This window comes from Streptomyces pseudovenezuelae (genome assembly GCF_001513955.1).
Taxonomy (GTDB): domain Bacteria; phylum Actinomycetota; class Actinomycetes; order Streptomycetales; family Streptomycetaceae; genus Streptomyces; species Streptomyces pseudovenezuelae.
In genome coordinates, this window is record NZ_KQ948144.1 from 1,322,551 (window position 1) to 1,343,015 (window position 20,465).

Here is a 20,465-nt window from a genome sequence, read left to right on the forward strand (position 1 = left end):
CCGGTGGGGTCGGCGGCGAACAAAATAGCGAACGCCGATACGGGAGGAGTGCGGCGGGGCCATGGTCGTGATCTTCGGCCGCTCACCAGCGGCGGCCACCGGCACCGAGGACCGTGTCGCGGCACTCGTCGGGGCTGCCCCAGGCGGTGCGCAGGGCGCGGGCCTTGGTGAGCCACAGGGACAGGTCGTACTCGGCCGTGTACCCGATGGCGCCGTGCAGCTGGAGCGCGGTCCGCGCGGTCAGGTACGCCGCCTCGCACGCCGTGACCTTGGCGGCGGCGACGTCCTCCGCGGTCATCGTCAGGGCGGCGCCGAAGAGCAGGGGGCGCGCGAACTCCAGCGCGATCTTCGCGTCGGCCAGCCGGTGCTTGACCGCCTGGAAGGAACCGACGGGGGCGCCGAACTGGGTGCGCTGCCCGACGTAGGAGACGGTCCTGTCGAGGAGGGCGAGGCCGACGCCGAGGGCCTGGGCGGCGGTGGTGAGGCGGGCGAGGAGGAGGGCGGCGGCGACGGGCGGGTCTCCGGCGAGCAGTTCGCCGCCCGGGGCCAGTGGGGTGAGCAGGCGGGCGGGGTCGAGGGTGGGGTGCCCCGGGCCGTGGCCGGGGGCGAGACTCAGGCCCTCGGCGGTCAGGGCGAGGCGGAGGTCCGCTATGTGGCCGTCCAGGGCGTACCCGCCGTCGCGGGCGACGGTGGCCATGGTCTCTCCCGAGGCCAGCGCCGGGAGCAGGCGCTTCGCCACCCCGGGTTCGGTGAGCAGCGCCGCCGCCGTCACCGTCTCCACCAGGGGGCCCGGTACCGCGTGCCGTCCCAGCTCCACGAAGGCGACCGCGAGGTCCACAGGACGCAGGCCCAGCCCCTCGTAGGCCTCGGGCACCGCCAGTGCGAAGACCCCCGCCCCGGCGACCCGGCGCCACAGCGCACGGCCGTTGCCGTGGTCGCCGCGGCTCCAGTCCCGTACGACCGACGGGGTGTCCGCGGCCGTCAGCATCGCGTCCAGGGAGTCGGCGAACTGCCGCTGCTCGGGGTCGAGGCGGAAGCGCATCAGCGGCGTCCCTTCGGCAGGCCCAGCAGGCGTTCGGCGATGATGTCGCGCTGGATCTCGTTCGTGCCGGCGTAGATCGGGCCGGCGAGGGCGAAGACATAGCGCTCGGACCAGTCGGGGTCCTCCTGCGCACCGAGGAGGTCCAGCGCCGTCTCGGTGAGCGCGAGGTCGTACTCGGACCAGAAGACCTTGTTGAGGCTGGACTCGGGGCCGAGCGTCTCGCCGTCCAGGAAGCGGGCGGCTGCCGCGTAGGTGAAGAGCTGGTAGGCGCGGGCGCCGATCAGGGCGTCCGCGACCCGGGTCCGCGCGCTCCCCGGCTCGCCGCGCGACTCCCACAGCGCGGCCAACCGGTCGGCGGCCGCCAGGAAACGGCCCGGTGAGCGCAGCATCAGCCCCCGTTCGTTGCCCGCCGTCGACATCGCGATCCGCCAGCCCCGGCCGGGCCCGCCGATGACGTCCTCGTCCGGCACGAACACCTCGTCCAGGAAGATCTCGGCGAAGGCCGGCTTCCCGTCCAGGCGGCGGATCGGGCGGACGGTGACTCCGGGGGCGCGCAGGTCGAACATCAGGTAGGTCAGGCCCTGGTGGGGCCTCGGGGTGTCCGGGTCGGTGCGGAAGAGCCCGAACGCGCGGTCCGCGAAGGCGGCCCGGGAGGACCAGGTCTTCTGCCCGCTGAGCAGCCAGCCGCCTTCCGTACGCACCCCCCTGGACCTCAGGGAGGCCAGGTCCGAGCCCGCCTCCGGCTCCGACCAGGCCTGCGCCCAGACCACCTCGCCGGTGGCCATCGACGGCAGCACGCGGGCGCGTTGCTCCGGTGTGCCGTGGTCGAAGAGGGTCGGGGCGAGGAGGCTGACGCCGTTCTGGCCGACCCGTCCGGGCGCCCCGGCGGCGTAGTACTCCTCCTCGAAGACCAGCCAGCGGACCAGCCCGGAGTCCCGGCCGCCGTACTGGGCGGGCCAGTCGACCACCGACCAGCGGTCCGCGGCGAGTTCGGCCTCCCAGCCGCGGTGGGCCGCGAAGCCCTCCTCGGTCTCCAGGGAGGGCAGCGGGGAGGCGGGCACATGCGCGCGCAGCCACGCGCGGGCCTCGGCACGGAAGGCCTCTTCCTCCTGCGTGAACGCCAGATCCATGGACACCCGTCCTTCCCTAACAAGTGTTTGGTAGGTTAGCGTGGCGCCATGACAGGCGTCGAGAGTCCGGTGTACGAACCGGGGCACGGGCTGCTGAAAGGACGCACCGCCGTCATCACCGCCGCCGCGGGCGCGGGCATCGGCGGGGCGACCGCGCGCCGCTTCCTGGAGGAGGGCGCGCGCGTCCTGATCAGCGACGCGCACGCGCGGCGGCTGAAGGAGTACGGCGCCGAGCTGGCAGGGGAGTTCCAGGGCGCGGTGACCTTCATGCCGTGCGACGTCACCGACGAGGCGCAGGTGCGGGCACTTTTCGACGCGGCCGTACGGGAGCACGGACGGCTGGACATAGTCGTCAACAACGCGGGCCTGGGCGGCACTTCGGCGCTCGTCGACATGACCGACGACCAGTGGACCCGCGTCCTGGACGTCACTCTCAACGGCACCTTCCGCTGCACCCGGGCGGCCCTGCGGCACCTGCGGGACTCCGGCGGCGGCGTGATCGTCAACAACGCCTCCGTCGTCGGCTGGCGCGCCCAGGCCGGCCAGGCGCACTACGCCGCCGCGAAGGCCGCGGTGATGGCGCTGACCCGGTGCGCGGCCCTGGAGGCCGCCGAGTACGGCGTCCGCGTCAACGCCGTGTCACCGAGCCTCGCCATGCACCCGCACCTGGTGAAGGTGACGTCGGCGGAGCTGCTGGAGGAACTGACCGCGCGGGAGGCCTTCGGGCGGTACGCCGAGCCCTGGGAGGTGGCCAACGTGATCGTGTTCCTGGCGTCCGGCTACTCCTCGTACATGACCGGCGAGGTCGTCGCCGTCAGCAGCCAGCACGCATAGGACGACAATGACTCCGTGCCGACCAAGAAGAAGCCCCAGGTGAGCGCCGCCGCGCCCGCGCGCCGCCGTGAACTCCTCGACACCGCCGCCGAGGTCTTCGCCGAACAGGGCTACAACGCCACGACCGTACGCAAGATCGCGGACCACGCGGGCATGCTCGCGGGCAGCCTCTACTACCACTTCGACTCCAAGGAATCGATGCTGGAGGAGATCCTGCGGACCTTCCTCGACGAGCTCTGGGGCGGCTACGACGCCGTCCTGGGCGCCGAGCTGGGCCCGCGCGAGACCTTGGAGGCCCTGGTCACCGAGTCGTTCCGGGAGATCGACCGGCACCGCGCCGCCGTCGCGATCTACCAGAAGGAGAGCAGGCAGCTGGTGGCGCAGGAGCGGTTCGCGTTCCTCGCCGAGTCGCAGCGCAGGTTCGAGAAGGCCTGGCTGTCCACGCTGGAGCGCGGGGTCGCGGCCGAGGTGTTCCGGGCCGACCTCGACGTACGGCTGACGTACCGGTTCGTGCGCGACACCGTGTGGGTGGCCGCGTCCTGGTACCGGCCCGGCGGACAGCACAGCCCGGAGGAGATCGCCCGGCAGTACCTGTCGATGGTGCTGGACGGGATCGCCGTACGTACGTAACTCACTGGGGAGTTGCCATGGCCGAGGCCTACATCGTCGAAGCGGTCCGTACGCCCGTCGGGCGGCGCGGGGGAGGACTGAGCGCGGTCCACCCGGCCGATCTGGGCGCGCATGTGCTGCGCGCGCTGGTCGAGCGGGCAGGGGTCGATCCCGGTGCCGTCGAGGACGTCGTGTTCGGGTGTCTGGACGCGGTCGGGCCGCAGGCCGGGGACATCGCGCGGACCGCGTGGCTGGCGGCCGGGCTGCCCGAGGAGGTGCCCGGGGTGACCGTGGACCGGCAGTGCGGGTCCTCGCAGCAGGCCGTGCACTTCGCCGCGCAGGGCGTGCTGTCCGGGACGCAGGACCTGGTGGTCGCCGGCGGGGTGCAGAACATGTCGATGATCCCCATCGCCTTCGCGACCCGGCAGGCCGCCGAGCCGCTCGGGCTGACCCAGGGGCCCTTCGCGGGGAGTGAGGGGTGGCGGGCGCGGTACGGGGACCGGGCGGTGAACCAGTTCGTCGGCGCCGAGACGATCGCCGGGAAGTGGGGGATCAGCCGCGAGGACCAGGAGGAGTTCGCGCTCCGGTCCCACCGGCGGGCCCTGCGGGCCATCGACGAGGGCCGCTTCGAGCGCGAGACCGTGGCCTACGGCCCGGTCGCGGTCGACGAGGGCCCGCGCCGGGACACCTCCCTGGAGAAGATGGCCGGCCTGAAGCCGGTGATCGAGGGCGGCACCATCACCGCGGCCTGCTCCTCGCAGGTCTCCGACGGCGCGGCGGCCATGCTGCTGGCCTCGGAGCGGGCGGTGCGCGAACACGGCCTCACCCCCCGCGCACGCGTGCACCACCTCTCGGTGCGCGGCGAGGACCCCATCCGTATGCTCACCGCCCCCATCCCGGCCACCGCGCACGCCCTGAAGAAGACCGGCCTCACCATCGACGACATCGACCTCGTCGAGATCAACGAGGCCTTCGCGCCGGTCGTGCTGGCCTGGCTGAAGGAAACGGGAGCCGACCCGGAGAAGGTCAACGTCAACGGCGGCGCGATCGCCCTCGGGCACCCGCTGGGGGCGACGGGCGTGAAGCTGATGACGACCCTGCTGCACGAACTGGAGCGCAGGGGCGGCCGGTTCGGGCTCCAGACCATGTGCGAGGGCGGTGGGCAGGCGAACGTGACGGTCATCGAGAGGCTGTGAGGCCCTGAAGGACGCCCTCGGCCTCCTTCATGATCCGCTCCACCAGCTCCGCGCACGACGGCAGGTCGTCGATCACCCCGGCGACCTGCCCGGAGGCCATCACCCCGAGATCCGTACGGCCGTCCACCATCGCGGACCTGAGCAGCATGGGGGTGTTGGCGGCGAGGAGGACCTGGCTCCAGGTGAGGTCCTTGCCGTGTTTCATGGCGAGTCCGTCGCGCACCAGCTGCCGCCAGGTGAGCCCGGACAGCCGCCGGAATCCGGCCGCCCGGCGGACGGCCCGCGACAGGGACCTCACGCGCCCGGAGTCCTCCAGCGCGCTCACCAGGTCGGTCCGCAGCATGCGGTGCGGAAGACCGTCCACCGCCCGCGTCACCGTCACGTCCTTGACCGTCGCCGCCAGATAGCGGGCCTTCACCGCGTCCGGCACCGTCGAGTCCGAGGTGAGCAGGAAGCGGGTGCCCAGGGCGACGCCCGCCGCCCCGTACGCCAGCGCCGCGACCAGGCCCCGTCCGTCGAAGAAGCCGCCCGCCGCCACGACGGGGATGTCCACCGCGTCCACCACCTGCGGCAGCAGGACGGTCGTGGCCACCTCCCCGGTGTGTCCGCCGCCCTCGCCGCCCTGCACGATCACCGCGTCCGCGCCCCAGGCCGCGACCTTCTCCGCGTGGCGCCGGGCGCCGACGGAGGGGATGACGACCACCCCCGACTCCTTGAGCACGCCGATCAGCTCGGCCGAGGGCGCCAGGGCGAAGGACGCTACCCGCACACCCTCGTCGATGATCACCCGTACCCGGTCCCCGGCGTCCGCCGAGTCGGCCCGCAGATTGACCCCGAACGGCGCGTCGGTACGGGACCTCACCTCCCGCACGGCGTCCCGGAGCTGGTCGAGGGTCATCGTCGCGGACGCCAGGATGCCCAGCGCGCCCGCGTTCGCCGTCGCGGAGACCAGGCGGGGTCCCGCCACCCAGCCCATCCCGGTCTGCACGATCGGATGGCGGACCCCCACGAGCCGGGTGAGCGCGGTGTCCATCAGGAAGCGACCTCCCGTGCGCGCGCACCGGCCGGGTCGAGCACCTCACGGATCAACTCCAGCTCGCGGGCGGTCGGTTCGCGGGTGAACGGCACCTCGTCCGGGACGGCCGGTTCGAAACCGGTGGCCTCCCGCACCTGCTCCACGGTCACCCCGGGATGCAGCGAGGCCAGCCGCATCGAGCGGTCCGGGGTGTCGAAGTCGAACACGGCCAGGTCGGAGACGACCCGCGGGATGCGGTGGAACCGTGCCCCGGCGGCATGGTCGTACCCGACCCCGCACACCAGGTCGACCTTCTCGACGAACACCCGCCGGGAGTGTCTCGGCACCCAGTAACTCGTCGGGTTGTTGAGGGTGTTGACCGGCGCGCCCCGCACCCCGAGCAGCTGCCGCTTCGGCCGCGCCCAGTCGCCGATGCAGGAGATGTTCTGGTTGCCGTACCGGTCGATCTGGCTCGCGCCCATCATCACGTGCCGCCGGCCGCCGGTGACCAGGGCGAGATGGCGGCGGTAGGGCAGCCAGCCCTCGGGCGTGCCGTCCGGGCGGACCAGGAGGGCCTCGCCGTCGGTCAGCAGCAGGTCGGGGGAGAAGGTGAGGCGGGCGAGGCGGGCGCCGATCGAGGGGATCAGGCCCATCGGGCTCGCCAGGATCTCGCCCGCGTCGCGCCAGGCCTCGGCGCAGGCGATCACGCAGTACTCACTCCGGGTCGCGGTCATGCAGTCCTCCCCCGAGATACCGTGCGGCGAACTCCGGCCAGGGTGTGCTCGCGTACTCCCGCTGCCCGGCCTCGTCCCGGCCGTAGTCGGGGGCGCAGGAGGTGAAGTGCGCGCCGCCGGGAGCCTCGACCACGCCGGTCACCGTGTGCCGCTGGACCAGCAGCGACTGCGGCGGTGCCTCCTTGGTCAGCTCCGCGGTGTCCACGATCCGTTCGCAGGAGACGTACGCGGCGTCGGCCGCCTCGCAGAACAGGTCGTCGAAGTACGGGTCGGGGCCGAGGTACTGGCCGTTGCCCAGCCGGTCGGCGCGGTTCAGGTGCACCAGGGCGGCATCCAGGGCGAGCGCGGGCATGGCCACGAACGTCTCCCGGTCGTCGTACGGCGAAGTCACCGTCCGCAGGCCCGGGTTGACCCGCATGACGTCCGAACCGATCCCGGCCCGCACCGGCAGGAACGGCAGCCGGTGCGCCGCCGCCCGCAGGCCCCACATGAACATCGCCTCGTCGATCTCCATGAGCGCGAAGGCACCGGCCTCGCGGGCCGCCCGGTAGTGCGGTTCGAGCGGGATCGAGTCGAGGGTGACGAAAGGGGCGACGAGCTTGCGGATACGCCCGGCGGCGGCGAGCATCCCGACGTCCGGGCCGCCGTACGAGACGATCGTCAGGTCGGTGACGTCCGAGCGCAGCAGTGCGCGCACCAGCGCCATCGGCTTGCGGCGCGAACCCCAGCCGCCGATGCCGAGGGTCATGCCGCTGCGCAGCCGGGAGACGACCTCGTCGGCCGTCATGGTCTTGTCGCTCACTCGGCCTCCCCGCCGAACCTGTCACGGACCCGGTCGGCGACCCCGCTGACGCTCGCCTCGTAGGTGAAGCCCTGTTCGTAGCGGTAGCTGCGGCGGACGTCGACCGGGTCGATGCCGTTGATGGCCGCCTTGGCCAGGCGCAGCAGCTCGCCGTCCTTGGCGGCGATCTCGCGGGCCGACTCCAGGGCGGCGGCGGCGAGTTCCTCGCCCGGGACGACCTTCCACACCGCACCGTGCCGGTGCAGCTCGGCGGCGGTGACCGTGCGCGAGGTGAAGTACAGGGCGCGCATGAGGTGCTGGGGGACCAGGCGGGCCAGGTGGGTGGCCGCGCCGAGGGCCCCGCGGTCCAGTTCGGGCAGGCCGAAGGTGGCGTCCTCGCTCGCCACGATCACGTCCGCGTTGCCCACCAGGCCGATGCCTCCGCCCAGGCAGAATCCCCGCACGGCCGCCACCACGGGCACCTCGCAGTCGTACACCGCCGAAAAGGCCTCGAAGCAGCCGCGGTTGGCGCCGACGAGGGCGGCCGCGCCGCGCCTCTGGATCTCCTTGATGTCCACGCCCGCGTTGAAACCACGCCCTTCGGCCGCCAGGACCACACACCGGACCTCCGGATCACGGCCCGCCGCGCGCACGGCGTCGGCCAGGGCGAACCAGCCGTCCGCCGGCAGGGCGTTCACCGGCGGGAAGTCGACCCGGACCAGGACGATCCCCTTTTCCGGGGACGAGGTGGAGACACCCATGGCCGCATCAGCTACCTTTCCACCAAACGTTTGTTAGGTGAAGGGTAGCGGTGAATGGAGCTGAGCGGGAGGGTCGTGGTCGTCACCGGCGGGACGCGCGGAGTCGGCGCCGGGATCGCCCGGTCCTTCGCCGAGGCGGGGGCGGAAGTCGTCGTCTGCGCCCGCAGACCACCCGAAGTCCCCCTGCCGAAGGCGCGGTTCGCACCCCTGGACGTCCGGGACACCGACGCCGTACGGCACTTCTTCGCCGCACTGCCGCGCCTGGACGTCCTGGTCAACAACGCGGGCGGCGCCCCCTACCGGCTGCTCGCCGACGCCGGACCCGAACGGCACCTCCGCGTCCTGGAGTTGAACCTCCTCGCCCCTCTCACGGTCTCCCTCGCCGCGCACGAGCACCTGAGACGGACCCGCGGCTCGATTGTCATGATCGGCAGTGTCAGCGGCGGCCGCCCCTCGCCCGGCACCGCCGCGTACGGGGCGGCCAAGGCGGGCCTGGAGAACCTCGCCCGCTCGATGGCCGTGGAGTGGGCGCCGGACGTCCGCGTGAACACCCTGGTCGTCGGCATGGTCCGCACCGAGCAGTCTCATCTGCACTACGGCGACGAGGAGGGCATCGCGGCGGTCTCCCGCTCGGTCCCGCTCGGCCGCCTGGCCGAGCCCTCCGACGTGGGCGCGGCAGCCGTGTTCCTCGCCTCGGACGCCGCCGCGTACATCAGCGGGGCCTCGCTGCTGGTGCACGGCGGCGGGGAGCGGCCGGCGTTCCTGGACGCCGCATCCGTCAACAAGGAGACGTGAGATGACCGGAATCTGCGACGGCCGGGTCGTCGTCGTCACCGGCGCGGGCCGCGGTCTCGGCCGCGCCCACGCGCTCGCCTTCGCCGCCGAGGGCGCCCGGGTCGTCGTCAACGACCTCGGCGTCGGCCTCGACGGCACACCGGACCCCGACAGCCCCGCCCGCCTCGTCGCCGAGGAGATCCGCGCGGCGGGCGGTGAGGCGCTCGCCCACGGCGGTGACATCGCGACCTCCGACGGTGCCGCCTCCCTGGTCCGGGCAGCCCTGGAGACCTACGGCCGCCTCGACACCCTCGTCAACAACGCCGGATTCCTGCGCGACCGGATGCTGGTGAACCTGGCGGAGGACGACTGGGACGCGGTCATGCGAGTCCATCTGAAGGGGCACTTCCTCCCCCTGCAACACGCGGCCGCGCACTGGCGGACGGAGACGAAGGCGGGCCGCACCCCGCAGGCCAGGATCGTCAACACCTCCAGCGGAGCAGGCCTGTTGGGCTCGGTGGGACAGGGCAACTACAGCGCGGCGAAAGCCGGCATCGTCGGCCTCACCCTGGTCGCCGCGGCCGAACTCGCCCGCTACGGCGTCCAGGTCAACGCGATCGCCCCCGCGGCACGGACGAGGATGACCGAGCGCGCCTTCGCAGACACCATGGCCGCTCCCTCCGACGGCTTCGACGCGATGGCCCCGGAGAACGTGTCCCCGCTGGTCGTGTGGCTGGGCTCGGAGGCGAGCGCGGGGGTGACGGGCCGGGTCTTCGAGGCCGAGGGCGGCCGGATCACGGTGATGGAGGGCTGGCGACCGGGCCCTACCGCCGACCGAAGCGCGAGGTGGACGCCGGCCGAGGCAGGAGAGACGGCACGGAAGCTGCTGGGCGAGGCGGAGACACCGGCCCCGGTGTATGGCGCGTGACGGAACCTGCCCAGGGGCGCGGGGAACTGCGCGACCAGTCACAGGACACGCGCAGACGGGCGCAAAGCCCCGGACGCCCAGCCACAGGACACGCGCAGACGGGCGCAGACCCTAGGTGTCGCACTCCAGAACCGTCCGGCACACAGCACATCGTGCCCGCACCCGCCCGCGCACAGGCACCCGGATCCGCTGGTGACACGTGGGGCAGGGGAAGGACACCCGCAGCCGCCCGCCCCCGTCGGGGGTGAACGTATAGGGCACCCCGGGCTGCGGCCCCGGCCCCGGCCCCGGCCCCGCGTGCCGCCGGTCGTGGGCGTACCGGCGCCTGCCCGCCCACCCCGCGGCGGTGAGCGGCGGCTGCTGCTCGTCCTGCCGGGCCCGCGCCATCCCCTTCACGTACGCCGTGTACGCCTGCGCACTCGTGAACCACACCGAGGGGTCCTCCCCGAACACCAGCGACCGCTTCGCCAGCACGTACCCGAACTCCTCCGGCGTGAGATATCCCAGCTTCTGCGAGGACGCCGCGTCCTCCCGGTAGGCGTCCAGCAGCAGCCACCCCGCGCCCAGGTACGTCGTCGCCGTGTCCGTGAGGATCTCGTTCTCGCGCACCCCCGGGAAGGACAGGTCCAGCCGGTGCAGGTACACGTGCATGACCTCATGGGCCAGCGCAGCGCCGATGTCCCGCCGATGGGTGCGGAAGCGGTCGTTGAGCTCGACGAAGTACTCGGGGCCCGCGGTGAGTTCGACGTTCGCCGCATGGGTCATCTCCCGGAAGCTGACCACGAACCGGGCGTCCGGCAGCCGGTAGTGCCGCACCAGCTCGCGGGCCACCCGCTGCGCTCCGAGATACAGATCGTCGGTGTCGCAGAACGCCACGTCCACCGGCGCCACGCTCGTCTCGAACGTGTGCACGGTGTCGTAGGAGAGCCGCTTGTAGAGCGCGTTGATCGAGGCCCGCACCGTCTCCAGGTGCGGGTAGCCGTGCTGGACCGGTCCGTCGTTCGTCACGCCCGTACCCCCAAGACGCCCTGAACCCGGTTCCACTCTACGAGGTCGCGTGTCTACGAGGTCCCGTGCGGATTCCCGTGGGCCGGATCCGGCGCACGGAGCCGGAGCGCGGGCCCGTGCGCCGGTGCCTCCTCCAGCTCCAGCACCCACACGTCGTTGCCGCCCTCCCGCAGCACCGGCCCGGGCACGTACAGCGACCGCTGCGGGCCCGCGGACCAGTACCGGCCGAGGCTGAAACCGTTCACCCACACGAACCCCCGGGTCCACCCCGGCAGCTCAAGGACCGCGTCCCCGGCGCCCCGCACACTCACCTCACCCCGGTACAGCCCCGGGGAGCCGTCCCCCGGAACCGCCCCGAAGCCGATCCCGGTCACCGAGTCCAGCGCGTCCAGCCGCAGCCCGCGCGCCCGCACCCCGTGCAGGAACTGGCGCTCGTGCAGCAGGCCCCCGGTGATCCCCTTGGCCTCCCCGCTCCTGGGCCCGTAGTTGACCCGCCCCAGCGACTCCACCCACAGCTCCACGCGCGCGTACCCCGCGACCGGCTCCTTGAGCTGCGGGTCGTCCTCGGTGAGCACCCCGGCCCGCTCCCCGTCCACGTACACCACCGCGAGATCCCGCAGCCCTCGCGCGATCAGCGGGTACGGCTGCCGCGGCCCCGGCACGGTCACCTCGTACCGCACCAGCCCCCGGTCGACGTCCAGCTCCTCGAAGGTCGGCGGCACGGGCCCCTCGTGGGGCGGTCCGCCATGCTCCTCCAGTACGGCGGACAGCGGGGCCCACGCGGTCAGGTCCACGTCAGCGTCGGCATCCACGACCTCCGGCGCGGGCGGCAGGTCCGCCACCGGGCCGTACGCAGCCAGCACCTCACGGAAGCGCCAGAACTTCTCCGTCGGCCCGCCGTACTCGTCGATCGGCGCGTCGTAGTCGTACGACGTCACGTCCGGCTCCAGCGGACCGTCGTGCAGCGCGCCCCCGCCCCGGTTGGCGCCCGCCCAGCCCGCGAAGTTCGTGCCCCCGTGCGCCATGTACAGGTTCACCGAGGCCCCGCACTCCAGGATCTCCCGCAGCGCCGCTGCCGCGTCCTCCGCGTCCCGTACGACGGGCTCACCGCCCCAGTGCTCGAACCAGCCGCACCAGAACTCCATGCACATCAGCGGGCCGTCCGGCCGGTACCGGCGCAGCACCTCGAAGGCCGTGCGGGCGTCGGAGCCGAAGTTCACCGTGGCGAGGACACCCGGGACCGAGCCGCCGGTGAGCATGTGGTCCTCGGGACCGTCCGAGGTGAACAGCGGGACCGTGACCCCCTCGGCGCGCAGCACCTCGGTCAGCCGCAGCAGATACCGGGCGTCCGACCCGTAGCTGCCGTACTCGTTCTCCGCCTGCACCATGATCACCGGGCCGCCGCGGTCGATCTGCCGCTCCACGACCTGCGGCAGCAGCCGCCCGAACCAGCGCTCGACCTCGGTGAGGTACCGCTCGTCGCTCGTACGCGCGTGACCCCGCAGCCAGTGCGGCAGCCCGCCGTTCTCCCACTCCGCGCAGATGTAGGGACCGGGACGGACGATCGCCCACAGCCCCGCCTCCCGGGCCGCGTCCAGGAACCGGCCCAGCGCCTCCACGTCCCGGAAGTCACCCCGGTGCGGCTCGTGCAGGTTCCACGGCACGTACGTCTCCACGCAGTTGAGGCCCATCGCCCGCAGCATCGCCAGCCGGTGCCCCCACTGGGCCTCGTGCACCCGGAAATAGTGCAGCGCTCCGGACAGCAGCCGCACCGGCCGGCCGTCCAGCAGGAAATCGGTTTCACCCACCGTGAACTCGCTCATAGGCTCCACCTTCGCCACTGGCGGCGATCAGGTCCATGGACAAAGATCGGCGCTGCTTGGACCGAAGCGCAGGCAAGGAGCGCGATGTACCACACCTGGATGCGATTCCTCAGTCCCAGCCCCGTCCACCACCGCCTGGGCGTGGTCTGTCTGGGAGTCGGACTCCAGTACGGCGCGCTGCCCACCGTCGGCCCCCGCACCCTCGACAGCCACGTCGCCGTCGTCATCAGCACCGGCACCGGGTGGTACGAGACCCCCGACGGCCGCCGTACGACGGTCACCGCGCCCTCGCTGCTGTGGCTCACCCCCGGCATTCCCCACCACTACGGACCCGACCCGGAGACCGGCTGGGACGAGGGCTTCGTCGGCTTCACCGGCCCCGCGACCGCCACCTACACCGAACTCGGCTACATCGAACCCGACCGTCCCGTCGTGCCCCTGTCCGACGCGACCGGCCCGCGCGCGGTCATCGCCCGCATCGCGCGGGCCGCCCGCCGCGACAACCCGCTCCTGGAGGTCGAGACCGGCGCCGCCGTCCACGAACTCCTGGTCGCCCTGCGCCGCGCCCGCGCCGACCTCGCCCCCGACGGCGACCCCGTCCTCAAGGCCCTCGCCCGCGACGCCTTCAAACCGATGTCCGTCGCCGACCACGCCACCCGGCACGGCATGACCCTCGCCGAGCTGCGCACCGCCGTCCGCCGCGGCGCCGGGTGCAGCCCCAAGGACTACCTCCTCGGCATCCGCCTCGGCCGCGCCAAGGAACTCCTCGCCGCCACGGAACTCCCCGTCGCCGCCGTCGCCCGCCGCGTCGGCTACGACGACCCCGCCTACTTCTCCCGCCTCTTCACCCGCCGCGTCGGCATGGCCCCGATCCGCTTCCGCGCCCAGGAGAGCCGGACAGTACCGGGCGGCTGGAGCAACCGGGTCCCTGATCCGGATGATCCGCCGAGGGTTTGAGGGGTGGGGGTGGGGGAGGTGGGTGCACGGGGCCGGGGCCGGCCGGTCTGCCGAGGATCCGGAGGCAGCCCACCCCCGGTCCGGTCGATCCGCCGGGCAGTCGAGGCTCAGGCCCTCCGGGCCCGGGCCATTCCCTCGGCAGTCGAGGCTCAGGCCCTCCGGGCCCGGGCCATTCCCTCGGCAGTCGAGGCTCAGGCCCTCCGGGCCCGGGCCATTCCCTCGGCAGCCGAGGCTCAGGCCCTCCGGGTCCGGGCCGTTCCGTCGGCAGCCCACGCTCAGGGCCACCCGATGCCGTCGTTCTGTCGGCAGTCGAGGCTCAGGCCCTCCGATCCGGCGCCGGCCGTTCCGTCGGCGGTCGGGGCTCTGGTCCGCCAGATGTGGTCGCTCAGGCGGCCGCCCACCTCTGGCCCTCTGATCCGGCGCCGGCCGTTCCGTGGGTAGTCGGGGCTCTGGTCCGCCAGATGCGGCCGCTCAGGCGGCAGCCCACCCCTGGCCCCCCGATCCGACCCCGCCCGTTCCGTCGGCACCCCGCGGGTGGTCGTCCGCTCGGATGATCCGCCGGTGAGGCGGTCGCCGTGTCCCCGTAGGGTTGTTGCCCATGACCACCAGCAACACCGGATCCGGTGACGTCGACCCCGCCGTCCGCGAAGAGCTCGCCCGGCTGCGCGACAGCATCGACAACATCGACGCGGCCGTCGTCCACATGCTCGCCGAGCGCTTCAAGGCAACCCAGCAGGTCGGCCACCTCAAGGCCCGCCACCAGCTGCCGCCCGCCGACCCGGCCCGCGAGGCCCGCCAGATCGAGCGGCTGCGCACCCTCGCCGGGAACGCCAAACTCGACCCGGCCTTCGCTGAGAAGTTCCTGAACTTCATCATCGCCGAGGTGATCAGACACCACGAGCGCATCGCCGAGGACACCGTGAACGGCTCGGCCCCGCTGGCCGATTGACCTCGGCCGACGCCCCGGGGAGGTGACACGGCGGCCGGCACACGGCATGCTGCGCTGAGCACTCCTTGTCAGTCCACGAGCACACCGCGTCAACACGCGGGAGTAGGCTGACTGTCCGCGAGGGGAGGGACGTCGGGCCATGCCTTCGGATGCCAAGATCCTCATCGTCGACGACCACGAGGACACGCTCTACGCCCTGGAGAGCGCCCTGGCCCCGCTGGGCTACCGGCTGGGCCGCGCCACCAGCGGTGACGAGGCCCTCAAGCAGGTGCTCCGGGGCCAGGTCGGCCTCCTGCTCCTCGACGTACGGATGCCCGGCGTCAGCGGCCTCGACGTGGTCCGCTACATGCGGCGCGTGGAGCAGACCCAGCACATCCCCGTCGTCCTGCTCACCGGCTTCGGCCCCGACAACGAACTCACCTCCGCCGCCTTCGGCCTCGGCGTCGCCGACCTGGTGATGAAGCCCATCGACCCCTGGGCCCTGCGCACCAAGGTCCGCTACCTCTTCGACACCCACCGCCGCCACCTCGCCCTCGAACACGAGGTGCGGGAGTTACGCGCCCTCGTCAAGGGCCACGGCGAGGACGGCGAGCCCGCCGCCCGCCGCGCCCTGCCCCACCCGGACGCCCGGGTTCCGCTGCAGCGCGGCGAAGGGGCGCACACCGGGGAGCTCGAACAGGACCGGACATAAGGCGTGTACCGATCCGCCTCTGTGAGTTGCCCGTGCCATCAGGCAGCATGTCCTGCATGTCCGTACTGACGCGCGACGAAGCGCAGACCCGTGCCAAGCTCCTCGACGTTCACCACTACGCCATCGCGCTCGACCTCACCACCGGTGACGAGACCTTCGAGTCCCGGACCGTCGTCCGGTTCACGGCGCGCGCCGCAGCGGACACCTTTGTCGAGCTCAAGCCGGCCGAACTGCGTCAGGCCACCCTCGACGGCCACCCCCTCGACCCGGAGACCCTCCAGGACAACCGGCTGCCCCTCCTTGGCCTGACCGCCGGCGAGCACGAACTGCGCATCGACGCCGTCATGCGGTACTCCCGCACCGGCGAGGGCATGCACCGCTTCACCGACCCCACCGACGGCGAGACCTACGTCTACACCCAGCTGTTCATGGACGACGTCCAGCGCGTCTTCGCCGCCTTCGACCAACCCGACCTCAAGGCCGCCTTCGACCTGACCGTGAAGGCCCCCGAGGACTGGACCGTCCTCGCCAACGGCATCACCACCGACCTCGGCGACGGCCACTGGCAGGCCGCCACCACCCCCCTGATCTCCACCTACCTCGTCGCCGTCGCCGCCGGCCCCTGGCACTCGGTGCACACCGAGCACCGCGGCCTGCCCTTCGGCATCCACTGCCGCCGCTCACTCGCGCCCTACCTGGACCCGGACGCCGACGAGATCTTCGAGATCACCAGGCAGTGCTTCGACCGCTACCACGAGAAGTTCGAGGAGCCCTACCCCTTCGACTCCTACGACCAGGCCTTCGTCCCCGAGTTCAACGCCGGCGCCATGGAGAACCCCGGCCTCGTCACCTTCCGCGACGAGTTCGTCTACCGCTCCGCCGTCACCGACACCGAACGCCAGACCCGCGCCATGGTCATCGCCCACGAGATGGCCCACATGTGGTTCGGCGACCTCGTCACCCTGCGCTGGTGGGACGACATCTGGCTGAACGAGTCCTTCGCCGAGTACATGGGCTACCAGACCCTCACCGAAGCCACCCGCTTCACCGACACCTGGGTCGACTTCGGTGTCATGCGCAAGGGCTGGGGCTACGACGCCGACCAGCGCCCCTCCACTCACCCCGTCGCCCCCGAAGCCGTCGACGACACGGCATCGGCCCTGCTGAACTTCGACGGCATCTCCTACGCCAAGGGCGCCTCCGCTCTGCGCCAGCTGGTGACCTGGCTCGGCGAGAAGGACTTCCTCGCCGGCATCAACACCCACTTCGCCCGCCACAAGTTCGCCAACGCCACCCTCGCCGACTTCATCGACTCGCTCGCCTCCGCCACCGAACGCGACGTCCACGCCTGGGCCGACGCCTGGCTGCGCACCACCGGCGTCGACACCCTGCGGCCCGTGGTCACCCGCGGCGAGGAAGGCACGTACACCCTCCAGGTCGAGCACAAGGGCAGCCGCCCGCACCGCATCGCCGTCGGCCTCTACGACCAGGACGTCTCCGACGAGGGCCGCCACCTGGCCCTGCGCGACCGCCTCGACCTCGACGTCCCGCAGAGCACCCCGCAGCCCATCGGCAAGCGCCCCACCCTCCTCCTGCTCAACGACGGCGACCTCACCTACACCAAGGTCCGCTTCGACCCCGAGTCCTTCAAAGCCGTCACCGCGAGCCTGTCCGGCCTGCCCTCGCCCCTGACCCGCGCCGTCGTCTGGAACGCCCTCAGGGACGCGGTCCGCGACGGCGAACTCCCGCCCACCGCCTACCTGGACGCGGCCCGCACCCACCTCCCGCACGAGACCGACCTCGCCCTCGTCCAGGGCGTCCTCGCCTTCGCCTCCACCTACGTCGCCGACCGCTACGTCACCCCCGAACAGCGCCCCGCCGCCCTCGCCACCCTCTCCTCCCTGTGCCGCGACCTCATCCGCCGCACCGAGGACGGCGACAACCCCGGCCTGCGCCTCATCGCCGTGCGCCACTGCATCAACGTCGCCGCCCACCCCGACACCATCGCCGCCTGGCTCGCCGACGGCACCGTCCCCGGCGGCCCCGAACTCGACCCCGAACTGCGCTGGCGCGTCCTCGCCCGCCTCGCCGTCCTCGGCGCCACCGACGAGACCGCGATCGCCGCCGAACTCGCCCGCGACCCCTCCGCCACCGGCCAGGAAGGCGCCGCCCGCTGCCGCGCCGCCCTGCCCACCGAAGAGGCCAAGGCACAGGCCTGGGAAGCGATGTTCACCCGCGACGACCTCTCCAACTACCTGTTCACCGCCACCGCCCAGGGCTTCTGGCAACCCGAACAGACCGACCTCGTCCGCCCGTACGTGCCCCGCTACTACGAGGACGCCGTCGCCCTCGCAGCCCGCCGGGGCCCCGCGATCGCCGACGCCGCCGGCCGCTGGGCCTTCCCCGACCACGCCATCGACGAGGACAACCAGGCTCTCGGCCAGGCCTGCCTGCGCGACGCCGACCCCATCCCCGCCCTGCGCCGCAAACTGGTCGACCAACTCGACGACCTGGGACGGGCGTTGCGGGTGAGGCAGCCGTAGCGCGGATTTTCCCCGTACGGGAGTACCCCCTTTCGGGTCAGGATCGTTGAACTCTCCGGGCGCGCCCAGGCAACCGCGTCCAGGCTGGAAGCCCCCAGCGCCCCCGGAGGTCGACGATGAACACGCCGCCCCTGGCTTCGGGCCCCGAAGGCCCCGATGAGCTGCGCCCGCTGCTCGACACGGTTCTCGACGCGCTGGGGGAGGGGGCACGTCTGAGGAACGGCCCGCTGCCGGCCGGGGGCCCGCCCGAGGTCGCCGAGCGGATGCGGGCCGCGGTGGGGGACGTACTCCCGCACGAGGGCGACCCGCAGGCCCTACGGCGCCTGGTGCGCGCCTTGGCGGAAGGCTCCGCGGACCCGGCGGACCCCTTCTGCGCAGCCCACCTCCACTGCCCCCCGCTGGCGGTGGCGGCAGCGGCAGACCTGGCTGTGAGCGTTCTGAACCCCTCGATGGACTCGTGGGACCAGGCCCCGGCAGCCTCGGAACTCGAGGCACTGGTGACACGTGCACTGGCAGACGAGGTCTACGCCGAGACACCCAGGGGCGCGGGGAACTGCGCGACCAGCCCCCACCGACCCGACGCCTTGCTCACGACCGGTGGCACGGAATCCAACCAACTCGCCCTCCTCCTCGCCAGAGAAGCCCTGGGCCCCGGCGTCCGCCTCGTCCGCGGCGAGAACGCCCACCACTCCCTCCCAAGGGCCGCCTGGCTCCTGGGCCTGCCCGAGCCGGTGATCGTCCCCACTCCGCACGGCACCCTCGACCCCGCAGCCCTCGAAACACTCCCACCAGGACCGCTGCTCATCGCAGCCACCGCGGGCACCACCGACGCCGGCCTCATCGACCCCCTGCCCGAGATCGCCGCCCTGTGCGCGCAGCACGGCGCCCGGCTGCACATCGACGCGGCCTACGGCGGAGGCCTCCTCTTCAGCACCCGCCACCGCGGAAAGCTCGACGGACTCACCGCCGCCGACACCGTCACCCTCGACCTCCACAAACTCGGCTGGCAGCCGGTCGCCGCAGGCCTTCTCGCCGTCCGAGACGCCCAAGACCTCGCCGCCCTGACCCATCGCGCCGACTACCTCAACGCCGACGACGACACCGAAGCCGGCCTCCCCGACCTCCTCGGCCGCTCCCTGCGCACCACCCGCCGCCCCGACATCCTCAAGATCGCCGTCACCCTGAAAACCCTGGGACGCACAGGACTCGGCGCCCTGGTCGACCAAGTCTGCGAGCAAGCACGGGAGTTCGCGCATCTCGTCCACGACCACCCCGGCTTCGAACTCCACGCACCCCCCACCATCAGCACGGTCCTGTTCCGCCCCGCGGGCGCCACCGACGACGCCGTCGCCGCCGTACGCCGACAACTTCTCCAAGACGGCCGCGCCGTCCTCGGCCGAGCCCGCGCGGCGCACCGGCTCTGGCTCAAGGCCACCCTCCTCAACCCCACCACCCGGCCGGCCGACCTCGCCGGACTCCTGCACCTCGTGGAAGGAACCACCCCCCGATGAACCCCCACCCCCCACACCACGAGCCCGACGCACCCCGCGACCTCGTCGGCATCGGCATCGGCCCCTTCAACCTCTCCCTCGCCGCCCTCGCCCAGCCCCTCCCCGCCCTCGACACCGTCTTCTACGAACAGCGCCCCGCGTTCGGCTGGCACACCGGACTCCTCATCGACGGCGCCACCGTCCAAGTCCCCTTCCTCGCCGACCTGGTGACCCTCGCCGACCCCGCCAGCCAGTGGACCTTCCTCAACTACCTCAAGACCCGCGAGCGGCTCTTCCCCTTCTACTTCGCCGAGCGCTTCCACATCCAGCGCGCCGAATACGACGCCTACTGCCGCTGGGTCGCCGAGAACCTCCCCGGACTCCACTTCAGCCACCAGGTCGACGCCGTCCGCTTCAACCCCGAACGCGACGTCTTCGAGGTCGACTTCACCCAGCTCGACACCGACGGCGAAGCCGAAGCACTGGGCCGCACCTACACCAGGAACATCGTCCTCGGCATCGGCACCGAGCCCTACGTGCCGGAACCGTTGAAGCCCCTCGTCGAGGCCCCCGGCGTGCCCGTCGTCCACGCCACCGACTACCTCGCCCACCGCGAGAGCCTCCTCGCCGCCGGCCACGTCACCGTCGTCGGCTCAGGACAGTCCGGCGCCGAGATCTTCCTCGACCTCCTGCGCCACCGCCCCACCGGCCGCGAACAACTCCACTGGCTCGGCCGCACCGAGGCCTTCGCACCCATGGAGTACTCCAAGCTCGGCCTCGAACACTTCACCCCCGACTACACCCGCTACTTCCACGCCCTGTCCGAAAGCGTCCGCGACCGCCTCGGCACCACCCAGTGGCAGCTCCACCGCGGCATCGACACCGACACCATCGCCGCCATCCACGACGAGCTCTACCGCCGCACCCTGCACGGCGGCTGGCCCGACACCGTCCTCACCCCCGGCGTCCGCGTCCGCACCGCCGGCAGAATCGCCACCACGAAGATCGAGCTCCACCTCGAACACATCCAGCAGGGCAGCCGCTCCCGCCTCACCACCGACGCCGTAGTCCTCGCCACCGGCCACCGCGAACGCCCCCTCGACCGCATCCTCGCCGGACTCGACCCCTACATGCGCCGCGACAGCCGCGAACGCCCCCGCGTCGACGAACACTTCCGCCTCGTCCTCGACCCCTCCGTCA

The 20,465-nt window shown here is 72.5% G+C and carries 19 protein-coding genes; 11 read left to right on the plus strand and 8 right to left on the minus strand.

Features of this window, described 5'->3' with window-relative positions; all coding sequences use genetic code 11:
• Positions 1-82: 82 nt before the first annotated feature.
• Entirely contained in the window at positions 83-1,042 is a 960-nt protein-coding gene (locus AQI94_RS05810; RefSeq protein ID WP_031049391.1) for an acyl-CoA dehydrogenase family protein, read from the minus strand.
• Positions 1,042-2,172 (minus strand): acyl-CoA dehydrogenase family protein, encoded by a 1,131-nt coding sequence (locus tag AQI94_RS05815; protein WP_031049393.1) that lies wholly within the window; start codon positions 2,170-2,172, stop codon positions 1,042-1,044. Before AQI94_RS05815 ends, AQI94_RS05810 begins: the two co-directional genes overlap by 1 nt.
• Before the next feature lie 48 nt (positions 2,173-2,220).
• On the opposite strand from AQI94_RS05815, the gene AQI94_RS05820 reads away from it, so the two are divergent.
• The 3 genes from AQI94_RS05820 to AQI94_RS05830 are packed head-to-tail and all read left to right on the plus strand — an operon-like array spanning position 2,221 to position 4,811.
• A complete protein-coding gene (locus tag AQI94_RS05820; protein WP_031049395.1) occupies positions 2,221-3,006 on the plus strand; it encodes an SDR family oxidoreductase in 786 nt (261 codons plus the stop codon).
• Positions 3,007-3,021: 15 nt separating this feature from the next.
• Positions 3,022-3,636: a TetR/AcrR family transcriptional regulator gene (locus AQI94_RS05825; protein WP_031049397.1), complete on the plus strand. Its 615-nt coding sequence runs from the start codon at positions 3,022-3,024 to the stop codon at positions 3,634-3,636.
• 17 nt (positions 3,637-3,653) lie between these two features.
• On the plus strand, positions 3,654-4,811 hold the full coding sequence (locus AQI94_RS05830; RefSeq protein ID WP_031049399.1) for an acetyl-CoA C-acetyltransferase: 1,158 nt from the start codon (positions 3,654-3,656) through the stop codon (positions 4,809-4,811).
• Here the strand turns inward: AQI94_RS05830 and AQI94_RS05835 are convergent.
• From AQI94_RS05835 to AQI94_RS05850, 4 genes are read right to left on the minus strand one after another with little or no spacing between them, the layout of a single operon-like run.
• Positions 4,795-5,844 carry an NAD(P)H-dependent flavin oxidoreductase gene (locus AQI94_RS05835; RefSeq protein ID WP_031049401.1) on the minus strand — a complete coding sequence of 350 codons (1,050 nt, stop codon included), beginning with the start codon at positions 5,842-5,844 and terminating at the stop codon, positions 4,795-4,797. The two genes, AQI94_RS05830 and AQI94_RS05835, sit on opposite strands and share 17 nt — an antisense overlap.
• On the minus strand, positions 5,844-6,560 hold the full coding sequence (locus AQI94_RS05840; RefSeq protein WP_031049407.1) for a CoA-transferase subunit beta: 717 nt from the start codon (positions 6,558-6,560) through the stop codon (positions 5,844-5,846). Before AQI94_RS05840 ends, AQI94_RS05835 begins: the two co-directional genes overlap by 1 nt.
• Positions 6,541-7,362 (minus strand): CoA transferase subunit A, encoded by an 822-nt coding sequence (locus tag AQI94_RS05845; RefSeq protein ID WP_031049408.1) that lies wholly within the window; start codon positions 7,360-7,362, stop codon positions 6,541-6,543. The genes AQI94_RS05840 and AQI94_RS05845 overlap by 20 nt, the downstream gene beginning before the upstream one ends.
• The gene (locus AQI94_RS05850) at positions 7,359-8,102 is read right to left on the minus strand and encodes an enoyl-CoA hydratase family protein (protein ID WP_031049409.1); all 744 of its coding nucleotides are present in this window, start codon (positions 8,100-8,102) and stop codon (positions 7,359-7,361) included. Before AQI94_RS05850 ends, AQI94_RS05845 begins: the two co-directional genes overlap by 4 nt.
• Positions 8,103-8,156: 54 nt before the next feature.
• On the opposite strand from AQI94_RS05850, the gene AQI94_RS05855 reads away from it, so the two are divergent.
• Together AQI94_RS05855 and AQI94_RS05860 are read left to right on the plus strand one after the other, a co-directional pair.
• Positions 8,157-8,897, plus strand: a complete 741-nt coding sequence (locus AQI94_RS05855) for an SDR family oxidoreductase (RefSeq protein WP_031049410.1) — start codon at positions 8,157-8,159, stop codon at positions 8,895-8,897.
• A gap of 1 nt (position 8,898) precedes the next feature.
• Complete coding sequence (locus AQI94_RS05860) at positions 8,899-9,804, plus strand: SDR family oxidoreductase (protein WP_062229608.1); 906 nt, start codon at positions 8,899-8,901, stop codon at positions 9,802-9,804.
• 111 nt (positions 9,805-9,915) lie between these two features.
• Here AQI94_RS05860 and AQI94_RS05865 read toward each other — a convergent pair whose 3' ends face one another.
• Both AQI94_RS05865 and AQI94_RS05870 read right to left on the minus strand, forming a co-directional pair.
• Positions 9,916-10,812, minus strand: coding sequence for a hypothetical protein (locus AQI94_RS05865; protein WP_031052740.1), 897 nt, complete (start codon positions 10,810-10,812; stop codon positions 9,916-9,918).
• Positions 10,813-10,865: 53 nt separating this feature from the next.
• Positions 10,866-12,635, minus strand: coding sequence for a glycoside hydrolase family 35 protein (locus AQI94_RS05870; protein WP_031052743.1), 1,770 nt, complete (start codon positions 12,633-12,635; stop codon positions 10,866-10,868).
• 84 nt (positions 12,636-12,719) lie between these two features.
• On the opposite strand from AQI94_RS05870, the gene AQI94_RS05875 reads away from it, so the two are divergent.
• From AQI94_RS05875 to AQI94_RS42540, 6 genes are all read left to right on the plus strand, one after another.
• The gene (locus tag AQI94_RS05875; protein ID WP_062229609.1) at positions 12,720-13,592 is read left to right on the plus strand and encodes a helix-turn-helix domain-containing protein; all 873 of its coding nucleotides are present in this window, start codon (positions 12,720-12,722) and stop codon (positions 13,590-13,592) included.
• Between the two features lie 598 nt (positions 13,593-14,190).
• Positions 14,191-14,541, plus strand: coding sequence for a chorismate mutase (locus tag AQI94_RS05880; protein ID WP_031041965.1), 351 nt, complete (start codon positions 14,191-14,193; stop codon positions 14,539-14,541).
• 139 nt (positions 14,542-14,680) lie between these two features.
• A complete protein-coding gene (locus AQI94_RS05885; RefSeq protein ID WP_031041963.1) occupies positions 14,681-15,232 on the plus strand; it encodes a response regulator in 552 nt (183 codons plus the stop codon).
• A 56-nt stretch (positions 15,233-15,288) separates the two neighbouring features.
• Entirely contained in the window at positions 15,289-17,775 is a 2,487-nt protein-coding gene (pepN, locus tag AQI94_RS05890; RefSeq protein ID WP_031041960.1) for an aminopeptidase N, read from the plus strand.
• 116 nt (positions 17,776-17,891) lie between these two features.
• Positions 17,892-19,286: a pyridoxal phosphate-dependent decarboxylase family protein gene (locus tag AQI94_RS05895; protein ID WP_031041957.1), complete on the plus strand. Its 1,395-nt coding sequence runs from the start codon at positions 17,892-17,894 to the stop codon at positions 19,284-19,286.
• On the plus strand, positions 19,283-20,465 hold a 1,183-nt coding region (locus tag AQI94_RS42540; RefSeq protein WP_225890154.1), incomplete at its 3' end, for a lysine N(6)-hydroxylase/L-ornithine N(5)-oxygenase family protein. The genes AQI94_RS05895 and AQI94_RS42540, both read left to right, overlap by 4 nt.

What these genes read in the sequence shown, in the direction of transcription:
- AQI94_RS05810 (WP_031049391.1), bottom strand. Translation starts at nt 1,042, where the DNA reads ATGCGCTTCCGCCTCGACCCCGAGCAGCGGCAGTTCGCCGACTCCCTG.
- AQI94_RS05895 (WP_031041957.1), top strand. Translation starts at nt 17,892, where the DNA reads ATGAACACGCCGCCCCTGGCTTCGGGCCCCGAAGGCCCCGATGAGCTG.
- AQI94_RS05860 (WP_062229608.1), top strand. Translation starts at nt 8,899, where the DNA reads ATGACCGGAATCTGCGACGGCCGGGTCGTCGTCGTCACCGGCGCGGGC.
- AQI94_RS05855 (WP_031049410.1), top strand. Translation starts at nt 8,157, where the DNA reads ATGGAGCTGAGCGGGAGGGTCGTGGTCGTCACCGGCGGGACGCGCGGA.
- pepN (WP_031041960.1), top strand. Translation starts at nt 15,289, where the DNA reads ATGTCCGTACTGACGCGCGACGAAGCGCAGACCCGTGCCAAGCTCCTC.
- AQI94_RS05880 (WP_031041965.1), top strand. Translation starts at nt 14,191, where the DNA reads ATGACCACCAGCAACACCGGATCCGGTGACGTCGACCCCGCCGTCCGC.
- AQI94_RS05840 (WP_031049407.1), bottom strand. Translation starts at nt 6,560, where the DNA reads ATGACCGCGACCCGGAGTGAGTACTGCGTGATCGCCTGCGCCGAGGCC.
- AQI94_RS05875 (WP_062229609.1), top strand. Translation starts at nt 12,720, where the DNA reads ATGTACCACACCTGGATGCGATTCCTCAGTCCCAGCCCCGTCCACCAC.
- AQI94_RS05885 (WP_031041963.1), top strand. Translation starts at nt 14,681, where the DNA reads ATGCCTTCGGATGCCAAGATCCTCATCGTCGACGACCACGAGGACACG.
- AQI94_RS05820 (WP_031049395.1), top strand. Translation starts at nt 2,221, where the DNA reads ATGACAGGCGTCGAGAGTCCGGTGTACGAACCGGGGCACGGGCTGCTG.
- AQI94_RS05850 (WP_031049409.1), bottom strand. Translation starts at nt 8,102, where the DNA reads ATGGGTGTCTCCACCTCGTCCCCGGAAAAGGGGATCGTCCTGGTCCGG.
- AQI94_RS05815 (WP_031049393.1), bottom strand. Translation starts at nt 2,172, where the DNA reads ATGGATCTGGCGTTCACGCAGGAGGAAGAGGCCTTCCGTGCCGAGGCC.
- AQI94_RS05835 (WP_031049401.1), bottom strand. Translation starts at nt 5,844, where the DNA reads ATGGACACCGCGCTCACCCGGCTCGTGGGGGTCCGCCATCCGATCGTG.
- AQI94_RS05830 (WP_031049399.1), top strand. Translation starts at nt 3,654, where the DNA reads ATGGCCGAGGCCTACATCGTCGAAGCGGTCCGTACGCCCGTCGGGCGG.
- AQI94_RS05870 (WP_031052743.1), bottom strand. Translation starts at nt 12,635, where the DNA reads ATGAGCGAGTTCACGGTGGGTGAAACCGATTTCCTGCTGGACGGCCGG.